Here is a 21,810-nt window from a genome sequence, read left to right as displayed (position 1 = left end):
CTTAGAAAAAAAGATAAATCGGTTGGAGTTCATCGAACCCTGCATTGATTTCCTATTTTTCTACAGAAATTTTCGGCAAGCCGAAACGTCCCTTTGTATCTTATGTCTAATATTCAAAACATGTCTTTAGAAGACATTATGGGAGAGCGTTTTGGGCGCTACTCCAAATATATCATTCAGGAGCGGGCTTTGCCCGACATTCGTGACGGACTGAAGCCCGTGCAGCGTCGTATTCTTTATTCTATGAATAAGGACGGCAATACCTTTGACAAGGGCTACCGCAAGTCTGCAAAGTCTGTCGGAAACATTATGGGGAATTTTCACCCGCATGGTGACAGCTCCATTTACGACGCCATGGTCCGCATGTCTCAGGATTGGAAGAACCGCGAGATTTTAGTGGAAATGCACGGAAATAATGGTTCTATGGACGGTGATCCGCCAGCCGCTATGCGGTACACTGAGGCTCGCTTGTCTGAGATTGCCGGCTACCTTTTGCAAGACATCGAAAAGGACACCGTACCTTTTGCTTGGAACTTTGACGATACGGAGAAAGAACCAACTGTATTGCCTGCTACTTTTCCAAATCTTTTGGTTAATGGTGCGACGGGAATTTCTGCTGGTTATGCGACAGACATTCCGCCTCACAATCTGGCTGAAGTCATCGATGCAGTGGTCTACATGATTGATCATCCCAAAGCCAAGGTGGACAAACTCATGGAATTTCTGCCAGGTCCTGACTTCCCAACGGGAGCCATTGTACAAGGGCGAGATGAGATTAAGAAAGCCTATGAGACTGGAAAGGGTCGCGTCGTCGTGCGTTCTCGGACGGAAATTGAAAAGCTCAAAGGTGGCAAAGAGCAGATCGTTGTGACAGAGATTCCCTATGAGATTAACAAGGCGGTCTTGGTCAAGAAAATTGACGATGTGCGGGTCAATAGCAAGGTAGCTGGTATTGCAGAAGTGCGGGATGAGTCTGACCGCGATGGGCTTCGTATTGCCATTGAGCTGAAAAAGGATGCCAATACCGAGCTGATTCTCAACTATCTTTTCAAGTACACTGATTTGCAAGTTAATTACAATTTCAACATGGTGGCCATTGATCATTTCACGCCACGTTTGGTAGGAATTGTACCAATCTTGACCAGCTACATTGCTCACCGCAAGGAGATTATTCTGGCTCGCAGCCGTTTTGACAAGACCAAGGCTGAGAAGCGCTTGCATATCGTAGAAGGTTTGATTCGAGTGATTTCTATCTTGGATGAAGTGATTGCGCTCATTCGTGCATCGGAAAATAAATCAGATGCGAAGGAAAATCTCAAAGTCAGCTATGATTTTACCGAGGAGCAGGCTGAAGCCATTGTCACCCTCCAACTTTATCGCTTAACCAATACTGACGTAGTCGTTCTGGAGGAGGAAGAAGCAGAACTGCGCGATAAAATTGCGATGCTTTCTGCTATTATCGGCGATGAGCGCACCATGTATAACCTCATGAAGCGTGAGCTCCGCGATGTCAAAAAGAAATTTGGTAATCCTCGTCTTAGTGAATTGCAAGATACGGCAAATGCCATCGAGATTGATACAGCAAGTCTGATTGTGGAAGAAGAAACTTTTGTTAGCGTCACTCGTGGCGGTTACCTCAAACGCACTAGTCCGCGCTCTTTCAATTCATCAACAGTTGATGAGGTCGGTAAGCGGGATGATGATCGTCTGGTTTTTGTCAGCTCGGCGAAAACTACTCAGCATCTTTTGATTTTTACCAACCTTGGCAATGTCATCTATCGACCGATTCATGAACTGGCAGACATTCGCTGGAAAGAAATCGGGGAACACCTCAGTCAGACTATTACTAATTTTGAGACGAATGAAGAAGTCATCTATACAGAATTGGTTGATAATTTTGACGAAGGAACTTATTTTGCGGTAACAAAACTAGGGCAAATCAAGCGCGTAGAGCGAAGAGAATTTAGTCCTTGGCGAACCTATAAGTCCAAGTCTATCAAGTTTGCTAAACTAAAAAATGAAGACGATCAAATTATCACCCTCTCTCCAATCAAGCTGGACGATGTCATGTTAGTGACTAAGAACGGTTATGCTCTTCGGTTCAATATCGAAGAAGTACCAATTGTGGGTGCCAAGGCAGCGGGTGTCAAAGCTATCAATCTCAAAAAAGATGATGTCCTAGCTACTGCTTTTATTGCCAATACTGATTCACTTTATATCTTGACTCAGAGAGGAGCGCTCAAGCGAATGGCAGTTGCAGACATTCCTGTGACTAGTCGAGCGAATCGTGGCTTGCAAGTGTTGCGCGATCTGAAGTCCAAGCCACATCGTGTCTTTCAAGCAGGTTCTGTCTTTGGGGAGCAGCCTGCAGAACTAGATCTCTTCAGTTCAGACAATCCAGCAGCAGAAGAAGAGCAGATCCTTTCTATTGTATCCAGCAAAGGAACGACTTACGAGGTGAATCTAGCTGATCTTGGTTTATCTGAAAGAACCAGCAATGGTAGTTTTATCTCAGATACCATTTCTGATGAAGAAGTGTTTTCTGCGAATCTTAAATAATTGAAAATCAGTCCAAGTGGCTGATTTTTTATTGTCGTTATAAACTGAAATTAAAAAATTTTCAGAATTTTGCAAAAAGCCATTGAAAATATCTAAAAATAGTGTAAAATTAAAAACATAAGTTCAAAAAGGAGAATGTTATGTCAGTAAATCTTGATTGGGGAAACCTAGGCTTTTCCTATATGAAATTACCTTATCGTTATCTCGCTTATTATAAAAACGGTCAATGGGAAAAAGGAGAATTAACTGAAGATGCTACTTTGCATATGTCTGAATCTTCTCCCTGCCTTCATTATGGACAACAGGCTTTTGAAGGAATGAAAGCATATCGCACAAAAGATGGTAGCGTTCAACTATTTCGCCCGGATCAAAATGCAAAACGTCTACAACGTACCTCAGACCGGCTCTTAATGCCACAAGTTCCGACTGATATGTTTGTTGATGCAGTTAAGCAGGTTGTTCGTGCAAATGAAGAATACGTTCCACCGTATGGAACAGGAGGGACTCTTTATATTCGTCCGCTGTTGCTAGGTATCGGTGACATCATTGGCGTAAAACCAGCCGATGAATACATTTTTACTGTATTTGCTATGCCTGTTGGAAATTACTTTAAAGGAGGCTTGCAACCAACTAATTTTCTCATTCAAGAGGAATACGATCGTGCGGCTCCACATGGAACAGGTGCAGCTAAGGTAGGGGGAAACTATGCAGGAAGTTTTGTTCCTGGTCAATATGCGAAAACAAACGGATTTTCAGATGTAATCTATTTAGATCCTGCAACTCATACCAAAATTGAAGAGGTGGGTTCTGCCAATTTCTTTGGTATTACCGTAGATAATGAATTTATCACACCACTTAGCCCATCTATCCTGCCTTCTATCACAAAATACTCTCTTCTATACTTAGCAGAGCATCGTTTGGGCATGAAAGCTATTGAGGAGGATATTTTCATAGATGATCTAGATAAATTTGTCGAAGCAGGGGCTTGCGGCACAGCAGCGGTTATCTCTCCAATTGGTGGTGTTCAGCACGGTGATGAGTTTCATGTTTTTTATAGTGAAACAGAAGTTGGACCTGTTACTCGAAAACTTTATGATGAATTAACCGGTATCCAATTTGGCGATGTTAAAGCACCAGAAGGCTGGATCGTAAAAGTTTAAAAATGTTTGAAGCTATCTCTCGGTTGAGGTAGCTTTTATTGTCACATATCACTTGCTAGTTTTCCTATTTTTTTGTAAAATAGAGACTTGAAAGAGGTATATGATGAGTAAAAAAGATAAAAAGATTGAAATCCAATTGGCAGATAGCCAAGTCAAAGTAGGAACTGACCAGTACGAAGGTTATGTTCTATCAATTGGAAAAAAAGTCATTGGTCAAATTGCTGAGTTTAACGGGCAATTTGCTATCATAAAAAATGAAAATGTTGATAGTTTTTATAAAAAACTTGAAAATGCTGTGGAAAAATTGATTGAAACCTATAATTTGAGTAAATAAATGCTTGTATTTTCTTTTCATCAATGGTATAATGAATACTGTTGATTATACAGGAGAGGTAGCGAAGAGGCTAAACGCGGCGGACTGTAAATCCGCTCCTTCGGGTTCGGGGGTTCGAATCCCTCCCTCTCCATGAGCGTACTTAATTTTTAATGGTATGACCACGTTCTTTTTTGGGGTATAGCCAAGCGGTAAGGCAAGGGACTTTGACTCCCTCATGCGTTGGTTCGAATCCAGCTACCCCAGTTCTTAGGTAATATATCAGATAAATGGTAAAATATCTTAGGGTATTTTATTTCTTTATAGGGTGAGAAACGTTAAAGATAGTTCAATGTCATTGCGGTGCTTAGGAAAAATATTATAAGTATGTCAAGCGAGAAATGCTTGATTGTTGGAGGATTTTTTTAGATGAATGAATTTGAAGATTTGCTAAATAGTGTTAGCCAAGTTGAGCCAGGCGACGTCGTTACTGCTGAAGTATTGACTGTTGATGCGAACCAAGCTAATGTTGCAATCGCTGGAACTGGTGTGGAAGGTGTTTTGACCCTTCGTGAATTGACAAACGATCGTGATGCTGACATTAACGACCTTGTAAAACCAGGTGAAACACTTGAATTGCTTGTTCTTCGTCAAGTAGTGGGTAAAGATACGGATACAGTTACTTACCTAGTATCTAAAAAACGTTTAGAAGCTCGCAAGGCATGGGACAAGTTGGTTGGACGTGAAGAAGAAGTTGTTACTGTAAAAGGGACTCGTGCTGTTAAAGGCGGACTTTCGGTAGAATTTGAAGGACTTCGTGGATTTATTCCTGCTTCAATGCTAGATACTCGTTTCGTTCGTAACACTGAACGTTTTGTAGGTCAAGAATTTGAAGCAAAAATTAAAGAAGTGGATCCAAAAGAAAATCGCTTTATCCTTTCACGTCGTGAAGTTGTAGAAGCTCAAGCAGCAGCAGCACGTGCTGAAGTGTTTGGTAAATTGGCTGTTGGTGACATCGTGATTGGGAAAGTTGCACGTATCACAAGCTTTGGCGCTTTTATTGATCTTGGTGGTGTTGACGGACTTGTTCATTTAACTGAATTGTCACATGAGCGCAATGTTTCACCAAAATCTGTTGTATCAGTTGGCGATGAAATCGAAGTAAAAGTTCTTGATTTGAATGAAGAAGAAGGTCGTGTATCGCTTTCTCTTAAAGCTACAACCCCTGGACCATGGGACGGTGTCGAACAAAAACTTGCTGCCGGTGATGTTATCGAAGGTACAGTTAAACGTTTAACAGATTTCGGTGCTTTTGTAGAAGTATTACCAGGTATTGATGGACTTGTCCATATTTCACAAATTTCACATAAACGTGTTGAAAATCCCAAAGATGTGCTTAAAGTCGGTCAGGAAGTAACCGTGAAAGTTCTTGATGTAAACGCTGATGCAGAACGTGTATCACTTTCTATCAAGGCTCTTGAAGAACGTCCAGCACAAGAAGATGACCAAAAAGAAAAACGTCAATCACGTCCTCGTCGTCAAAAACGTCAAGAAAAACGTGACTTTGAACTTCCAGAAACTCAAACTGGATTTTCAATGGCTGACTTATTTGGTGATATTGAATTATAATCAAATAAAAGGATTGGAATTTATCATTTCAGTCCTTTTTTACTTGTTATTTTTATAAAATTTTTATATAATAAAATAGTTGCCACCCTTAGTGTAATGGATATCACGTAAGATTCCGGTTCTTGAGATGGGAGTTCGATTCTCTCAGGGTGGATTGTGTTTATTACTTGAAAGTCTTGTTTTATGCAAGATTTTTTATTTCTACAAAGGAGATTGCGAATGCCTATAAAATTGATTGCTCATGCTCTAATTGAAAAAGATGGAAAATATTTGCTTATTAAACGAAGTAAAATAAAACGTGGTTCTCCAAACATGTATCCAGAATATTGGGATATTCCAGGAGGTAGTGTGGAAGAAGACGAATTGCCGCGAGAAGGTGCTGTACGAGAAGCGATGGAAGAAGTCAACCAAAAGATACAATTAAGTGAGATACTTCATGAGGATAGCTGTTACGATGATACAAAAGGCATCGTTTTTACGCGTCTAGTGTATAAGGCGAAATTGCTAGAATATAATAGAGAGATAAAACTTGATCCGGAAGAGCATACAGCATTTCGCTGGATTCAGACCTTATCGGATATGAAAGAAGAAACAATTGTTCCATATTTAAACGATCTATTCAAATAAGTTATAAAGTAGTAAAAGCTATTAATATAGTTGAAAGAATAGATAGGACTTATGAAACAGTTCCAATAACATTCGCTTTTCAAACTCGAAAGAACAATTTTTTTCATTCATACTTCAAGATTCTAAAGGAATGTTAGGTAACGAAGCTAAAACCGCAAACTAAAAAAGTTCAAATTTTATTCCTGTTTTAAAATGAAAAAACTCCTTGATAAAACAAGGAGTAAGAAAGGAAATTCTTTAGTTTTTAGCTACTGAAGCAAATTCTTCTTTAGAGAAAGCATCATTGATGATATCTTTCAATTGTTTAGCAGAAGCTTGCATTTTTTGTTTTTCAGCATCATTCAACGGGATATTTACTGGACGTACGATACCATGTGCGCCAACAATAGCTGGTTGTCCAATGTAGCAATCTGTAACACCAGGATATTGACCTTCTTGGAATACCGAAAGTGGAAGAACTGAATTTTCGTCATCAAGGATAGCTTTTGTAATACGAGCTAAGGCAACTGCGATACCATAGAATGTTGCACCTTTTTTATTGATAATTGAGTATGCAGCATCACGAACGCCTTCAAATAAGTCAACCAATTCAGCAGCATTGAAGTTTTCTACGTCTTGAAGATAATTTTCAAGGTTGACACCTGCAACGTTAGCATGTGACCAAACAGCGAATTCTGAATCACCATGTTCTCCCATGATGTAAGCATGGACAGAGCGAGCATCTACATCCAATTTTTCAGCAAGCGCTTGACGGAAACGTGCTGAGTCAAGAGAAGTACCTGAACCAATGACACGTTCTTTAGGGAATCCAGAGAATTTCCAAGTTGAGTAAGTCAAGATATCAACTGGGTTAGCAGCCACAAGGAAAATACCATTAAATCCTGACTCAACAATTTTGGTAACAACATCTTTGTTGATGCGGAGGTTTTTTTCAACCAATTGAAGACGAGTTTCACCCGGTTTTTGTGGTGCACCAGCAGTCAAAACAACAAGATCTGCATCGTGCGCATCAGCATATTCTGCTGAATAGATTTTCTTAGGTGAAGTGAAGGCAAGGGCGTGGCTAAGGTCTTCAGCATCTCCTTCTGTCTTTTCCTTGAAAATATCAACGATACCAAGTTCTTGAGCGATACCTTGGTTGACAAGAGCAAATGCGTAAGAAGAACCTACAGCACCGTCACCGACAAGGATGACTTTTTTATGTTGTTTAGTAAGAGTCATTTTGCTAAACATCTCCTTTATTTTATTGGGGAACATTTTCCCTTTACAACTTCATTCTATCACTTTTGTAACATTTTGTCACGGATATAATACATATCATCTTATGTAAACGTTTTTATGATAAGGGGTGTTTACTGAAAAAAATCATGATTTATGTTATAATGATATGGTCATATAAATTGAAGAGAGGCATTTTTTAATGCAGGATAATAATTTAGTCAATGTGAACTTAACGAGCGAAATGAAGACGAGTTTTATCGATTACGCCATGAGTGTCATTGTGGCTCGTGCCCTTCCTGATGTTCGAGATGGTTTAAAGCCTGTTCATCGAAGAATATTGTATGGAATGAATGAACTAGGTGTTACCCCTGATAAACCGCATAAGAAATCTGCTCGTATTACGGGTGATGTTATGGGTAAATATCACCCACACGGAGATTCCTCTATCTATGAAGCGATGGTGCGGATGGCGCAATGGTGGTCTTACCGTCATATGCTGGTTGATGGTCACGGAAACTTTGGTTCTATGGATGGAGATGGTCCCGCAGCACAACGGTATACAGAAGCTCGTATGAGTAAAATTTCGCTTGAGATGTTGCGCGATATTAACAAAAATACAGTTGATTTTGCGGATAACTATGATAGCAGCGAACGTGAGCCATTAGTCTTACCGTCACGTTTTCCTAATTTATTGGTTAATGGAGCAACTGGGATTGCTGTGGGGATGGCTACCAATATTCCTCCCCATAATCTTGGTGAAACCATCGATGCTGTAAAATTAGTCATGGACAATCCAGATGTGACAACGCGCGATCTTATGGAAGTATTGCCTGGTCCAGATTTTCCAACGGGAGCTTTAGTCATGGGAAGGTCAGGAATTCACCATGCTTATGAAACTGGAAAAGGTTCTATCGTTTTACGTGCTCGGACAGAAATCGAAGAAACTAAATCTGGTCGAGAACGGATTGTTGTTACCGAATTTCCGTATATGGTCAACAAGACAAAAGTCCATGAACATATTGTCCGGCTTGTTCAAGAAAAACGGATTGATGGAATTACGGCAGTCCGTGATGAATCTAACCGAGAAGGTGTTCGCTTTATCATTGAAGTGAAGCGTGATGCAAGTGCGCATGTTATTTTAAATAACTTATTTAAACTCACGCAAATGCAGACGAATTTCAGTTTCAATATGCTAGCGATTCAAAATGGAGTTCCTAAAATTCTCTCCTTGCGTGAAATTCTGCTTGCTTATATTGAACATCAAAAAGAAGTGGTAACTCGTCGGACGATTTTTGATAAGGAAAAGGCAGAAGCTCGTGCACATATTTTAGCCGGTTTACTAATTGCTCTTGATCATATCGATGAAGTGATTCGCATCATCCGAAATAGTGAAACTGATGCGGAAGCACAAGCAGAATTGATGTCGCAGTATGAATTGTCCGAACGTCAAAGTCAAGCAATTCTGGATATGCGTCTTCGTCGTTTGACAGGATTGGAGCGCGATAAGATTCAGTCTGAATACGATGATTTAATGAAATTAATTGCGGATTTGACAGATATATTGGCAAAACCAGAACGAGTTGTTGCGATTATCAAAGAAGAGTTGGAAGAAGTCAAACGTAAATTTTCTGATAAGCGCCGTACGGAACTAATGGTCGGGGAAGTTTTATCTCTTGAAGATGAAGATTTAATTGAAGAGGCTGATGTTTTAATCACGCTTTCCAATAAAGGTTACATCAAACGGCTAAATCAAGATGAATTTACAGCTCAAAAACGTGGTGGTCGAGGGGTTCAAGGGACAGGTGTTAAGGATGATGACTTTGTTCGTGAATTAGTTTCTACTAGTACACATGAACGCTTGCTCTTCTTCACCAATAAAGGCCGTGTTTATCGTTTGAAAGGTTATGAAATTCCTGAATATGGTCGTACAGCTAAAGGACTTCCAATTGTCAATTTGTTGAAATTGGACGAAGGTGAAACAATTCAGACAATCATCAATGTTCAAGCTGAACATAATGATCATTCTTACCTTTTCTTCACCACGCGCTATGGTGTGGTAAAACGAACTAGCGTAACAGAATTTGCTAACATTCGTCAAAATGGGCTAAAAGCTTTGAATTTAAAAGATGAAGATGAGCTAATCAATGTCTTTCTGACAGATGGGCAAACAGACATCATTATCGGAACAAAAATGGGCTATGCTGTACGATTTAATGAAAATCAGGTTCGCAACATGGGACGAGCTGCAACTGGTGTACGTGGTGTAAATTTGCGCCCAGATGATCATGTTGTGGGAGCTAGCGTTATTTCGGATAATCAAGAAGTGTTAGTCATTACTGAAAAAGGTTATGGTAAGCGAACTTTGGCTAGTGAATACGCTACGAAAGGACGTGGCGGAAAAGGGATGAAAACAGCGAATATCACTGAAAAGAACGGTCCATTAGCGGGGCTTATGGCCGTGAACGGTGATGAAGATTTAATGATTATCACAAATACAGGTGTCATTATCCGAACAAATGTTGCTAACATTTCTCAAACAGGACGTGCAACTTTGGGTGTTAAAGTAATGCGACTAGATAAGGGAGCGCAAATTGTTACTTTTACAAGTGTTGAAGCAGAAAATGAAAAAGAAGTGGATGAATAATAAACTAGATAAAAGGAAATGTTATGTCATCAAGAAGAAAAAAACATAATAAAAGAAAAAATATTCTGATTAATATTGTTGCGACATTGCTAATTATTGTAGCGCTTGCACTTATTTTCAACTCTTCTATTCGTAATATGATTATGGTCTGGCATACCAATAGGTATCAAGTGAGCAATGTTTCAAAAGATAAGATTAATAAAAATAAAAAAGCCAAAACCAGCTTTAACTTTGACAAAGTAAAATCATTGTCAACTGAAGATGTGATTAATGCTCAATGGCGAGCTCAGCAATTACCAGTTATTGGAGGAATTGCTATCCCAGAACTTTCAATGAATCTACCAATCTTTAAAGGCTTGGATAATGTAGGGCTTTATTATGGTGCAGGTACTATGAAAGAAACGCAACAAATGGGGAAAGGGAATTATGCATTGGCGAGTCACCATGTGTTTGGAATTACAGGTGCAAGTAATATGCTATTTTCTCCGTTAGATCGTGCAAAAGCCGGAATGAAGATTTACCTAACAGATAAAGAGAAGATATATACTTATTCCATTACTTCTGTTGAAAATGTTTCACCTGACAGAGTAGATGTGATTAATGATCGTGAAGGAGTCAATGAGGTAACGCTAGTGACTTGCGAAGATGCTGCAGCTACTTCGCGAACGATTGTTAAAGGAACACTAGAAGGAGAAACTTCTTACGAGGATGCTCCAAAAGAAATTTTGAATGCATTTAGTAAAACATATAATCAAATGCAACTATAAAATAAAAGAAGCTGGGCAAAGATTCCGTTTTTAGTCAAAATTAAGTAGCTAACAATAGAAAAGCTTAAAATCAAGTTATTAAAAACGTTGATTTTAAGCTTTTTTCATTATTCAGGAAGTTTTTGCTTAACCTTTTTCGTTAGCTGAAAGTAAAACGACTCGTGTTAAATTTTGATGACAACTCAATTACCATCACTAAATCGCAAACAAGTCGTTAAGGTTTTCAGCTAGGGTTGGATGAGTAAAGATTTGTTTTGTGAAATAAGTATATGGTATGTTGTTGTCCATAGCTACAGTTAGAATGTTAATAATTTCTTGAGCTCCTTGTGAGAAGATAGTAGCGCCAAGAATTTCTTTAGTTTCTGTGTTTACAACTGCTTTGAATGCTCCTCTGAGGTCAGCATTGACATGTCCACGTGGCATAGCTGAAACTGGAATTTCTTTAGTTGCATAAGGCAATCCTTGTTCTTTAGCTTGTGCTTCAGTTAGACCAATTTGAGCGAGTGGTGGAGCGATGAACATGGTAGTCGGTACATTTTTACGATCATCAAGTGTGTATGAGCCGTCACCTGCTAAATAACTAAAAACTATACGGAAATCATCTAATGAGACATAGGTGAATTGCAATCCACCGTTGACATCTCCAACAGCAAAAACGCCAGAAACACTAGTTTGACAATGCTTATCAACTTGGATAGCACCACGATCTGTTATTTGAATATCTGTATTTTCTAGCTTTAATGGTTCAATATTTGGCTTGCGACCGGTAGCATAAAGCAACGCATCAAAATGAAAACTTTTATTTTTAGTAACGACAATCACCTCGTCACCATCATTTTTAACTTCTTGAGTAAAGACATTTTGAAGAATTTCAATGCCATCTTCTTCCATGTATTGTTTGGCCATGGCAGCGATAGAAGGTTCTACACGTGGTAGAAAGGTATCGGCAGCATCAAGAACAGTGACCTTGCTTCCTAATTTATTGAACAAACCAGCAAATTCAAGACCGATATTCCCACCGCCAAGAATTCCAAGACTTTTAGGTAGTCTATCAAGGTTTTGAATACCTGTTGAATCATAAACATTTTTTGATGTAGTAAGTCCTGGGATTGGTAGAATGTTAGAGATAGCACCTGTATTGATGACGATATTTTCAGCTGTTAATTCTTGTTTTTGGTTACCTGAGACAATTTCAATTACCTTATTGGATAGAAAATGAGCTTCTGCATCAATAATATCGACTCCAGCACCACTAATAGTTGCGTAATTTTTCCCATTGAGTCTGCTAGTAACCGCATTTTTCTCAGTCATTACTTCTTCAAAAGATAATCCTTTTTCTGCAGCTACTAGTAAGGTTTTGGTTGGAATACAAGCGATATTGATGCAAGTTCCGCCGTACATAGCTTTACTGCGTTCAATCAAAGCAACCTTTTTTCCTTGCATTGCCATTTTGGCTGCTAATGTTTTTCCAGCTTTACCAAAACCAATGACAATTAGATCATATATTAACATGATTTTCCTCCGTTTTTTACAAATATTGTAGCACATCTATTCTGAAATTGCCTGTATTTTGCTCCGTAAAATTGATCTGGCCGCTACATGTAGTGGAAAAAATCTTTATAAAATTCTTGAATTTTATAAAGAAATTTTTAGAATCTGAAAATTTTTTTATTTGGAAAATTTAGATTTTAACCTTTGAAAATCCACTAAAATCAGCATGTATAACACTAGCTTATGGGAAGTTTAATTTATCTTAAGTAGACATTATAGCGTGTTCGATATAAAATGAAAGCGTCAACAAATACTGAGCCTTAAAATGAAAGCGCTCTTATCATACTATTACAAAGGAGTCCATACTATGGCAACCAAAGAAGAAATTTTACGTGAACTATATCCTGAAGATCTTTTCCATTATGCAGATGGTTTGACATTAGGAGAAGCAGAAGTTTTGCAAGAAACTCGTCGTTTGATTGAAAAACATCTTCGTCCTGTTATCAATGAACATTGGGAAAAACCTGATTTTCCATTTGAACAATTTTACACAGTTGCCAAGGGTGCACAAATTATGAACAATCCTAAATTGTTTGAGGGACGTGAAGGCAGCTACAAACCATCAGAACTTTATATCGCATTCCTTTACTTGGAATTGGCTCGTTTTGATACATCAATGGCTACATTCTATACTGTTCATGGCGGACTTTGCTATAATACAATCTTGCTCGGTGGTGATGAACGCCAACAAAAAGAATTTCTTCCTAAATTAGCAGCATTTGATTGGCAAGGATGTTTTGCTTTGACAGAGCCACTTTCGGGTTCAGACATTGCAGGTGGACTCGCAACAACTGCTGAACGTGTTGGAGATAAATGGATTCTTAATGGTGAAAAACGTTGGATTGGTGGTTCAGATACAGCAGATATTATCCCAGTATTTGCTCGCGATGTTGCGGATGGTAAGGTTAAATGCTTTATCGTTCGTAAGGGAGCTCCTGGTTACGATGTAGAAGTCATCCAACATAAAATTGCACTTCGGTGTGTTCGAAATGGTCATATTACCATGACAAATGTTGAAGTTCCAGATTCAGACCGTTTAGTAAATATCAATGGATTTGCAGATGTAGCTCGTATTCTTACATTTACTCGTGCTGATGTGGCTCATATCGCTATGGGGATAACTTGCGGATCATTTAATGCAGCCTTGAAATACGCTACAAATCGTCAACAATTCAAACGTCCTATTGCTAAATTCCAAATTATTCAAGAAAAATTGGCTAGAATGCAAGCAAACGCTGTGGCAGCAATCGCTTATTCAGTTCGTATCGCTGAAATGCAAGAAGCGGGTAATGAATTGATGTTAAATTCTGCTCTTGCTAAAATGCACAATTCACTTGTCATGCGTGAAACGGTGGCTCTTGCTCGTGAAACATGTGGAGGCGATGGAATTACTCTTGAAACAGACGTTGCACGCTTCTTTGCAGACGCTGAGGCAGTTTACACTTATGAAGGTTCTCATGAAGTCAACGCTTTGATTGTTGGTCGTGAAATCACTGGCTTAGGTGCATTTGTATAATGACGAAAAGGAGCGATTGAGGGGTGTATATCATTCAATCGTTCCTATTCTTTCGCTTTAAATTTTGTAACGTACTAGATAGGAGAAAAAATTGAATATTTCAAACGTAATGATCATTGGATCAGGTCAAATGGGAAGTGGTATTGCTCAAGTTTTTGCGCAATCAGGCTTTACGGTGTATTTGAATGATATTAAAGAAGAATTCGTTGAAAGAGGCATCGGAAATATCACTAAGCAACTAACACGCTCCGTTGAAAAAGGTCGTCTTTCAGAAGATGATAAAAATAGTATTTTGAGTAAGCTGATTCCATCAACTTCATATGAGGATGCTAAAAATGTTCAGTTAGTTATTGAAGCAGCTACTGAAAATAGAGATATTAAGTTGAGTATTTTTAAACAATTAGATGAATTGACATCTCCAGAAACTATTTTAGCTTCAAATACCTCATCTTTGTCTATCACAGATATTGCTGCAGCAACAGTACATCAAGAACGAGTCATTGGAATGCACTTCTTTAATCCTGCTCCTGTTATGAAATTGGTCGAAGTAATCAAAGCACTTCAAACGTCAGAAGAAGTCGTTAAAGCTGTTCGTGAATTAACTGAAAAAATCGGTAAAACAGCAGTTGGTGTTAAAGATTCTTATGGTTTTGTGGTGAACCGTGTGTTGATTCCGATGATTAATGAAGCGATTTTCATTCTCGGAGAAGGGGTTGCAACAGCTGAAGAAATTGATGAAGCTATGAAACTCGGTGCTAACCATCCTATTGGACCATTGGCTTTAGCTGATTTGATTGGTTTGGATGTTTGCTTAGCTATTATGGGTGTATTGAATAATGGATTTGGTGATCCAAAATATCGTCCTGCTCCATTGTTGAAAAAAATGGTTGAAGCTGGTAAACTGGGTCGTAAGACAAAGGAAGGTTTCTTTAAATATTAAGATATAAGGAGCAAGAAATGAAAGAAGCAGTGATTGTATCAGCAGTTCGTACACCATTAGGTTCTTTTGGTGGAAGTTTGAAAAATATTTCAGCTGTTGATTTGGGAAGTTTGGTTATTAAAAGTGCGATTGAACGAGCACATTTGAAAGCAGAACAAATTGATGAAGTGATTATGGGAAATGTGTTGGCAGCAGGACTAGGGCAAAATGTAGCACGTCAAATGAGTGTCAATGCGGGTATTCCAGTCTCTTCTCCAGCCTTTACAGTGAATAAGGTATGTGGTTCAGGACTGAAAACAGTTCAATTAGCTGCCCAAGCAATTTTATGTGGAGATGCAGATATTATTGTAGCAGGTGGTGCAGAAAATATGAGTCAGGCACCATACGTTCTTCAAGGTCAGCGTTGGGGCTCTCGTATGGGAGATACAAAAGTGATTGACACTATGTTACGCGACGGTCTGACTGACGCTTTTGGTGATTTCCATATGGGAATCACAGCTGAAAATGTTGCTGAACAGTATGATATTTCTCGTGAAGTCCAAGATGCTTTTGCTGTTCAGTCACAACAACGTGCTGTGGCAGCTATTGAAGCTGGACGTTTCAAAGAAGAAATCGTTCCAGTGATTATTCCACAGAGAAAAGGTGAGCCAATTGTTTTTGATACGGATGAATTTCCAAGAAAAGATGCCTCACTAGAAGGTTTGGCTAAATTACGCCCTGTCTTTAAAGAAGGCGGAACGGTCACAGCTGGTAATGCTTCTGGTATCAACGATGGAGCGGCAGCAGTTGTTGTCATGAGTTCAGAAAAAGCGAAAGAGCTAGGCATTCCTGTTTTAGCAACCATAAAATCCTATGCAAGTGCAGGATTAGATCCGAAAATCATGGGTTGCGGACCAATTTATGCTTCTCGTAAAGCACTTGAAAAAGGTGGCTTTACAACTGAAGATCTTGATTTGATTGAATCCAATGAAGCATTTGCATCGCAAGCATGTGCTGTTGGTAAGGAGTTAAATCTTGATCCGGAAAAAGTAAACGTAAACGGTGGTGCCATTGCACTTGGTCATCCAATTGGAGCATCAGGCTGCCGTATTCTAGTTACTTTGTTGCATGAAATGGAAAAACGCGATGCTAAACGTGGTCTTGCAACTCTTTGTATCGGAGGAGGAATGGGCACAGCAGTTATTGTAGAACGTTAAAAATAATTACCTACTAAATTTAATTTACCATTTGATTTTTTTACTCTGTAAAACAAATTCCATCTAAGACGTTTATGTTAAATGATTCTTAGTAGAATTTGTTTTTTTATTTTGAAAATCAAAAAGTCTTAGTATTTTTTATAACTCTATAAGTTAAACTTATAGAGTTATAAATTAAGATTAAGTAGACGAGAATGGAAAAATGGGATATCATAGCATTGTAAGCTCTTACATTTTGGGTTCAAGTATTTGTTGACACTGTACTTAATATTTCAAATTTTATAAGTAGGAGCATTAAAATGAGTAAAACTGTTTTACTAGAAGTAAAAAACAGCATCGGCTACATTACGATTAATCGTCCTGAAGCATTAAATGCTTTGAGTTCTCAAGTATTAACTGATCTGAATGATGTTCTTGATCAAGTTGAACAAAGTGAAGAAATCCGTGTTGTGATTGTAACAGGGGTAGGAGAAAAGGCATTTGTAGCTGGAGCTGATATTAAAGAAATGGACGTGATGTCGCCAATTCAAGCTTTTGAATATATGACATTTGCAAACAATACTTTTACTCGACTTTCTGACTTACGTCAACCAACAATTGCAGTGCTCAATGGGTATGCACTTGGAGGAGGAATGGAATTAGCACTTTCGACAGATATCCGTATTGGATTTGAAAAGACAGTTGTTGGCTTTCCAGAAGTTGGCTTGGGCATTATTCCGGGATTCGCTGGTACTCAACGTATGTCTCGTTTGATTGGAACAAGCCGTACGAAAGAATTGATTTTCACTGCTCGTACAGTGAAAGGTCAAGAAGCCTACGAACTAGGAATTCTTAACAAGTTGGTTTCAGCTGAAGAACTGTTAACTTCAGCTGAAGAATTGGCTGCTGCAATTATGAAGAATGCACCGTTAGCAGTAGAGAAAGCTAAACATGTTATTCAGGTTGGCTCAGAACTTCCACTTAAAAATGCTATTAGGCTCGAAACTGAAGCAGAAGCATTGTTGTTCTCTACAGAGGATAAAGTAGAAGGGATGCATGCTTTTGTAGAAAAGCGCAAAGCTGTTTTTAATCGCAAATAGTAGGTGGAGGTAGTGGTATGCACATTGTAACATTACCAGAAGCAATTTCTAAGATTAAATCTGGCGATATGGTTGGCATCTCAGGCTTTCTTGGGGTAGGTGAACCATTTGAACTCATTGAAGAGCTGATTCGACAAAATCAACAAAACTTAACAATAGTATCGGTGGTGACTTCACAACCCGGTAAAGAAGTTGGTGTTGGTCGTTTATGCGAAAACCACCAAGTAAAAAAATACATCGCTGCTCATGTGGGAACTTCTGCAGCAGTGCAACATGAATATTTTAGCGGTGATATGGAAGTTGAGTTCACACCAATGGGAACTGTGGTGGAACGACTTCACGCTGCTGGAGCCGGTTTAGGAGCTGTCTTGACTCCTACTGGTGTAGGTACTATTTTGGAAAATGACTATGAAAAAGTAGTCCGTAATGGCAGAGAATATCTGGTTTATGATCCTTTGAAAATCGATGTTGCTTTGATTAAAGCTACCAAGTCAGACAAATATGGTAATTTATATATTGACGGTACAACTAAAAATATTTCATTGCAGCTAGCGCTTGCAGCTGATACAGTCATTGTCGAAACTAATGACATTGTTGAAGTTGGTGAAATCGATCCCAACGATATATACATTCCAGGAATCCTTGTAGATTATGTTGTTAAAAGTTTGACTGCTGAAGAACATCATGAAATGATGGGGGACCTCTGGACGGAGACAAAAAAATTTGCAGGGGTAGTGTAATATGAAACCAAAAGAAATTATTGCAAGACGTATCGCACTTGAATTTAAGGATGGAGATGTCATCAACCTTGGTTTTGGGATTCCGAACGCTTCTGCTGATTACATTCCTGAAGGTGTGAATGTGATTCTTCAAGCAGAAAATGGGGCACTTCGTTTTGGTGAGACACCGACAAAAGAAAACTACAATGCGAATCTGGCCAACTCTGGTGGAGCCCCCATTACTCTTTTACCAGGAGCGTCTTTATTTGATCTTCAAACTTCTTTCGCTATTATTCGTGGAGGTCATGTTGATGCGACAGTTTTAGGAGCGCTAGAAGTCAGCCAAGATGGCAGTATTGCAAACTGGATTATTCCTGACAAATTCGCGCCAGGAATGGGAGGGGCTATGGATCTTCTCGTTGGTGCTAAAAAAGTTATCGCTGCCATCCAACATACAACTGTTGATGGACAGTCAAAATTGCTGAAAGAGTGCACATTGCCTCTATCAGCTAAAGGAGTTTTGGATTTAGTCATCACAGAACTAGCGGTATTTGGCTTTCAAGATGGTAAATTCCTGCTAAAAGAATTAGCACCCGGCGTCACTCTGGAAGAAGTCCTTGAAAAAACAGCTGGTGACGTAATTGTGTCGGAAGATTTAAAAACAATGTCTATCTAGTTAAAATATCAAGCAAATAGAACTACTGTTTGCTATAAAATGTGTTACTATATGCTTATAAAGAACTTTATCGATGATAAGTTTTTAATCGAACTATTAGCAACTAATCATCTGTATTCAAAATGATTGGTTGCTATTTTATTCTTGACAAATTACATCACAAAAATATTGAAGATAGGAGACGACGAACATGGATATTATTCAAATGACGTATTTTATTAATATCGTTGAATGTGGATGTAATCTTTCAATTGCTGCTAAAAAAATTCATATTAGTCAATCTGCTTTGAGTCAATTTGTCACAAATTTCGAAACCGCTGAAGGACTTCAGCTTTTTAATCGTAGAAACGGAAGGCTAGAAAGTCTGACAGAAGCTGGTGGGAAAATTTATCGTTTTGCAACTGAAATTGTTAATCGTTACGAAGAAATGCAGTCCATGATTCATAGAGAAGCCCAGAAACAAAAAGGTACCATTAGTTTAGGTATTCCTTCTTTGATTTTACGCGTTTACTTTGCCAGTGTGCTCCCCAAATTTTTAAAGGATAATCCACACATCAATATTCAAGTTGTAGAAGGTGGAAGCAAGGATTTACGTCAAAAATTTATCGAAGGCGATTTGAATTTTGTTTTATTGATTGAACCAACTAGTTTGGATACAAAAAAATATGAGCAATATATTATCCAAGTCGATGAATATGCGGCTTACATGGACAAAAATCATCCTTTAGCGGATAAAGAATTTTTAGAATGGAAAGACATCGCTGCTTATGATTTGGCAACCTTTAATAAATCATTTACCACTTATGAATTGATAACAGAGAAATTAAAAAACAAAAAAATAAAAACGAATTTTACCTATTTATCATCAACGTGGGACTTTTTAACAGAGTCCACGTATGAGAACGATATGATTGCTATTTTACCTCGTCCAGTAGAGTACTTTGTAGATAAAGATAAATTTAAAGTTGTCCGTTTTAAAGATCCGATACCATTTAATATTTGGTTCTGCAGACCTTATAAAACAAATTATAACGAAGTTGAAGCATATGTTTATGAAGAACTTTTAAAAGATTATTATCAGCCTATTTCAGAGCCTTGATACTTAATAAAGGAGAGAATCAATGTCAAAAAATAGCACTACAGCAACAATGCTTGATTCATATGTAAATACAGCAATTAGAAACTATGTAAGAGAATATGATGAGTCAAATGATTTCCCAAGAGAGATATGGGATAATTTAGCGAATGATATGAAGATATTTTCGCCCATTTTATCTGAAAAAAATCATACATTGAGCTCTGATTTCATCACATTTATCCGAAAAATTGCTAATGAATTTGCTGCTCTTTCAGCTATTTTATTAACCCAAGGCTGCTATGGCATCTATTCTATTTTAAATTTTGGGACAGCAGAGCAAAAGGAGTTATATCTTGAAAAATTACTGAAAGGCAACTGCATAGCAGGGCTGGGATTTTGTGAATATAAGCACTTAAATGGACTGGAAGACCTAGAAACCTATGCAACAAAAACTGAGCAGGGCTGGTATCTATCAGGGAAAAAAGCCATGATTTCTAATAGCAGTGTTGCAGATATATTATTAATTTTGGCAAAAGTAAAAGAACAAAGTAAGGAAGAGACGTACGGACTCTTTATTGTCGATCCGAATGATTCAGATGTTCTGATTGGTGAACAAATTGAAAAGCCAGGGTTAATCGGTCTCCCTTTGAGTTCAGTTACTTTAGAAAATGTCTTACTCCCAAAACATGCTTTACTGGGAGGTGAATTGCTTGGAGATGTACAATTTGCTAACATTATCAAGAATATGCAACTTGGTTTAAGTGCTATTGCGTTAGGGATTGCTGAGGGAGCTTTTAAGAAAGGACTTGAATTTGCAAAAGTGAAAAGAGAATTTGGTAAGCGCTTGATTGATGTCGAGGTTCACCAACATAAGTTTGCTGATTTGTATAATAAACTATGCTCGGCAGAAGCTTATTTTGACTCCTATCCTAGTCAGATAGAAGAAGACGCAAAATTTGTTTCTCGCATAAAATTATACACAACTAAAGTTGCAATTGAAATATCCGATGAAATTATTAGACTTATCGGGCCTTTTCAAAAATTTGATAAAATTAATATCAGACGTTACTTAAAGGATGCTGAGATTATTGAAAATTATGGTAGGTCTGGAAATTCTATTAGACGAGAAATTGCTGAAAGATGGCTAAAGGAGTAAGAAATGGCAAAACTCACTCTACAAGAATATCAATTTGGAGACATGAAACTAATTTGGTTACGTGGTGCTGATAAAATGACGGATGCAGGCACTCTCTTTGGCCCTGTACCAAAAGTTGTTTGGTCACGCTATTATCCAACAACTAAAGAAAATATGATGGTTGAATTGACAGATCCCATATTGATTCAATACAAGGACAAAAACTATTTAATTGATGCAAGTTTTAATACTGCTAAACTTTCGGATAAACAGAGACGAAATCTAGGAATTTTATCCGAAAGCAGAATTGAGGAAAGCTTAGAAACCTTAGGGTTGACACCAAAAGATATTTCTCATGTGTTGATGACTCACATGCACCACGATCACTCTGGCGGTTTAACGAAATTAGATGAAAACAATCAATTGGTTTCAACCTTTCCCAAGGCTAAGATTTTTGTCAATGATATTGAATGGTATGAAATGATGAATCCAAACAATCGAACGCGAGGAACCTATCTCAGAGAAAATTGGGAGCCGATTCAGCATCAAGTCGAGACATTCACTGAATATTTAAATATCATTCCAGAAATTCAACTAGTTCATACTGGCGGGCATAGCAATGGTCATAGTATTATTTTACTGAAACAGGGAAAGGAAACGATGATCCATATGGCAGATTTGCTCTTAACCCACGCGCATCGTAAGCCTGTTTGGGTTGCTGCTGTAGATGACTATCCTATGCGTTCTATTATTGCAAAAGAAAAATGGCTCAAGGAAGCATTTGAAAATCATTATAAATTTTTCTTTTATCATGATCAATTTTTTGCTGTTGCAGAATTTGACCATGAAGGAAAAGAAATTGTTGATTATGTAAAGCGGATTCGTGAACCAAGACTTCTATTTACCGATAAGCAAGATAGAAAACCTGCTTTATATCATTAAAATTTAAAAATCGCCTTTTATTTTTGAAAGGCTTTTTTTATGACTCTATTTATCAATG

At 38.1% G+C, this 21,810-nt stretch carries 17 protein-coding genes, 3 tRNA genes and 1 pseudogene; 19 read left to right on the top strand and 2 right to left on the bottom strand.

Annotated elements, in window-relative coordinates; genetic code table 11:
• Positions 1 to 102: 102 nt before the first annotated feature.
• The 8 genes and pseudogenes from parC (at position 103) to SCSC_RS04470 (ending at position 6,288) form a co-directional block, all read left to right on the top strand.
• Positions 103 to 2,559, top strand: a complete 2,457-nt coding sequence (parC, locus tag SCSC_RS04505) for a DNA topoisomerase IV subunit A (RefSeq protein WP_037565548.1) — start codon at positions 103 to 105, stop codon at positions 2,557 to 2,559.
• Between the two features lie 137 nt (positions 2,560 to 2,696).
• A pseudogene (locus SCSC_RS04500) lies at positions 2,697 to 3,719 on the top strand (branched-chain amino acid aminotransferase); the annotation flags it as partial.
• A 103-nt stretch (positions 3,720 to 3,822) separates the two neighbouring features.
• Positions 3,823 to 4,053, top strand: coding sequence for a DUF2969 domain-containing protein (locus SCSC_RS04495; protein WP_003024423.1), 231 nt, complete (start codon positions 3,823 to 3,825; stop codon positions 4,051 to 4,053).
• A 52-nt stretch (positions 4,054 to 4,105) separates the two neighbouring features.
• Positions 4,106 to 4,186, top strand: a tRNA-Tyr gene (locus tag SCSC_RS04490).
• 41 nt (positions 4,187 to 4,227) lie between these two features.
• Positions 4,228 to 4,299 (top strand) — tRNA-Gln (locus SCSC_RS04485).
• A gap of 162 nt (positions 4,300 to 4,461) precedes the next feature.
• Complete coding sequence (gene rpsA / locus SCSC_RS04480) at positions 4,462 to 5,661, top strand: 30S ribosomal protein S1 (RefSeq protein WP_006269521.1); 1,200 nt, start codon at positions 4,462 to 4,464, stop codon at positions 5,659 to 5,661.
• A gap of 82 nt (positions 5,662 to 5,743) precedes the next feature.
• Positions 5,744 to 5,815: transfer RNA gene (locus SCSC_RS04475), tRNA-Arg, on the top strand.
• A 65-nt stretch (positions 5,816 to 5,880) separates the two neighbouring features.
• Positions 5,881 to 6,288: an NUDIX hydrolase gene (locus SCSC_RS04470; RefSeq protein ID WP_003069025.1), complete on the top strand. Its 408-nt coding sequence runs from the start codon at positions 5,881 to 5,883 to the stop codon at positions 6,286 to 6,288.
• A 237-nt stretch (positions 6,289 to 6,525) separates the two neighbouring features.
• Here the strand turns inward: SCSC_RS04470 and SCSC_RS04465 are convergent, their stop codons facing one another.
• Positions 6,526 to 7,509 (bottom strand): L-lactate dehydrogenase, encoded by a 984-nt coding sequence (locus SCSC_RS04465; RefSeq protein WP_003069027.1) that lies wholly within the window; start codon positions 7,507 to 7,509, stop codon positions 6,526 to 6,528.
• 199 nt (positions 7,510 to 7,708) lie between these two features.
• Here SCSC_RS04465 and gyrA point away from each other — a divergent pair, with 199 nt between their 5' ends.
• Both gyrA and SCSC_RS04455 read left to right on the top strand, forming a co-directional pair.
• Positions 7,709 to 10,153: a DNA gyrase subunit A gene (gene gyrA / locus SCSC_RS04460; RefSeq protein ID WP_006269557.1), complete on the top strand. Its 2,445-nt coding sequence runs from the start codon at positions 7,709 to 7,711 to the stop codon at positions 10,151 to 10,153.
• 23 nt (positions 10,154 to 10,176) lie between these two features.
• The gene (locus SCSC_RS04455) at positions 10,177 to 10,920 is read left to right on the top strand and encodes a class A sortase (RefSeq protein ID WP_006269590.1); all 744 of its coding nucleotides are present in this window, start codon (positions 10,177 to 10,179) and stop codon (positions 10,918 to 10,920) included.
• Between the two features lie 195 nt (positions 10,921 to 11,115).
• On the opposite strand, the gene SCSC_RS04450 is transcribed toward SCSC_RS04455, so the two are convergent.
• Positions 11,116 to 12,432, bottom strand: a complete 1,317-nt coding sequence (locus SCSC_RS04450) for an FAD-containing oxidoreductase (protein WP_006269582.1) — start codon at positions 12,430 to 12,432, stop codon at positions 11,116 to 11,118.
• Between the two features lie 346 nt (positions 12,433 to 12,778).
• On the opposite strand from SCSC_RS04450, the gene fadE reads away from it, so the two are divergent.
• The 9 genes from fadE (at position 12,779) to SCSC_RS04405 (ending at position 21,752) form a co-directional block, all read left to right on the top strand.
• The gene (gene fadE, locus SCSC_RS04445) at positions 12,779 to 13,987 is read left to right on the top strand and encodes an acyl-CoA dehydrogenase FadE (protein WP_006269555.1); all 1,209 of its coding nucleotides are present in this window, start codon (positions 12,779 to 12,781) and stop codon (positions 13,985 to 13,987) included.
• Positions 13,988 to 14,078: 91 nt separating this feature from the next.
• Entirely contained in the window at positions 14,079 to 14,927 is an 849-nt protein-coding gene (locus SCSC_RS04440; RefSeq protein WP_006269489.1) for a 3-hydroxybutyryl-CoA dehydrogenase, read from the top strand.
• Positions 14,928 to 14,944: 17 nt separating this feature from the next.
• Entirely contained in the window at positions 14,945 to 16,123 is a 1,179-nt protein-coding gene (locus SCSC_RS04435; RefSeq protein ID WP_003069049.1) for an acetyl-CoA C-acetyltransferase, read from the top strand.
• A gap of 299 nt (positions 16,124 to 16,422) precedes the next feature.
• Entirely contained in the window at positions 16,423 to 17,202 is a 780-nt protein-coding gene (locus SCSC_RS04430; RefSeq protein ID WP_006269504.1) for an enoyl-CoA hydratase/isomerase family protein, read from the top strand.
• A 17-nt stretch (positions 17,203 to 17,219) separates the two neighbouring features.
• The gene (locus SCSC_RS04425; protein WP_003069052.1) at positions 17,220 to 17,942 is read left to right on the top strand and encodes a CoA transferase subunit A; all 723 of its coding nucleotides are present in this window, start codon (positions 17,220 to 17,222) and stop codon (positions 17,940 to 17,942) included.
• 1 nt (position 17,943) lies between these two features.
• Positions 17,944 to 18,597, top strand: a complete 654-nt coding sequence (locus tag SCSC_RS04420) for a 3-oxoacid CoA-transferase subunit B (RefSeq protein WP_003069053.1) — start codon at positions 17,944 to 17,946, stop codon at positions 18,595 to 18,597.
• Between the two features lie 190 nt (positions 18,598 to 18,787).
• Positions 18,788 to 19,696, top strand: coding sequence for a LysR family transcriptional regulator (locus SCSC_RS04415; RefSeq protein ID WP_006269593.1), 909 nt, complete (start codon positions 18,788 to 18,790; stop codon positions 19,694 to 19,696).
• Positions 19,697 to 19,718: 22 nt separating this feature from the next.
• Complete coding sequence (locus SCSC_RS04410) at positions 19,719 to 20,831, top strand: acyl-CoA dehydrogenase family protein (RefSeq protein WP_006269540.1); 1,113 nt, start codon at positions 19,719 to 19,721, stop codon at positions 20,829 to 20,831.
• Positions 20,832 to 20,834: 3 nt separating this feature from the next.
• Entirely contained in the window at positions 20,835 to 21,752 is a 918-nt protein-coding gene (locus SCSC_RS04405) for an MBL fold metallo-hydrolase (RefSeq protein WP_006269577.1), read from the top strand.
• Positions 21,753 to 21,810: the final 58 nt, after the last annotated feature.

This window comes from Streptococcus constellatus subsp. constellatus (assembly GCF_023167545.1).
GTDB classification, from domain to species: domain Bacteria; phylum Bacillota; class Bacilli; order Lactobacillales; family Streptococcaceae; genus Streptococcus; species Streptococcus constellatus.
The sequence above is the reverse complement of the archived record's forward strand: the minus strand, read 5'-3'. Positions and strand labels throughout refer to the sequence as shown.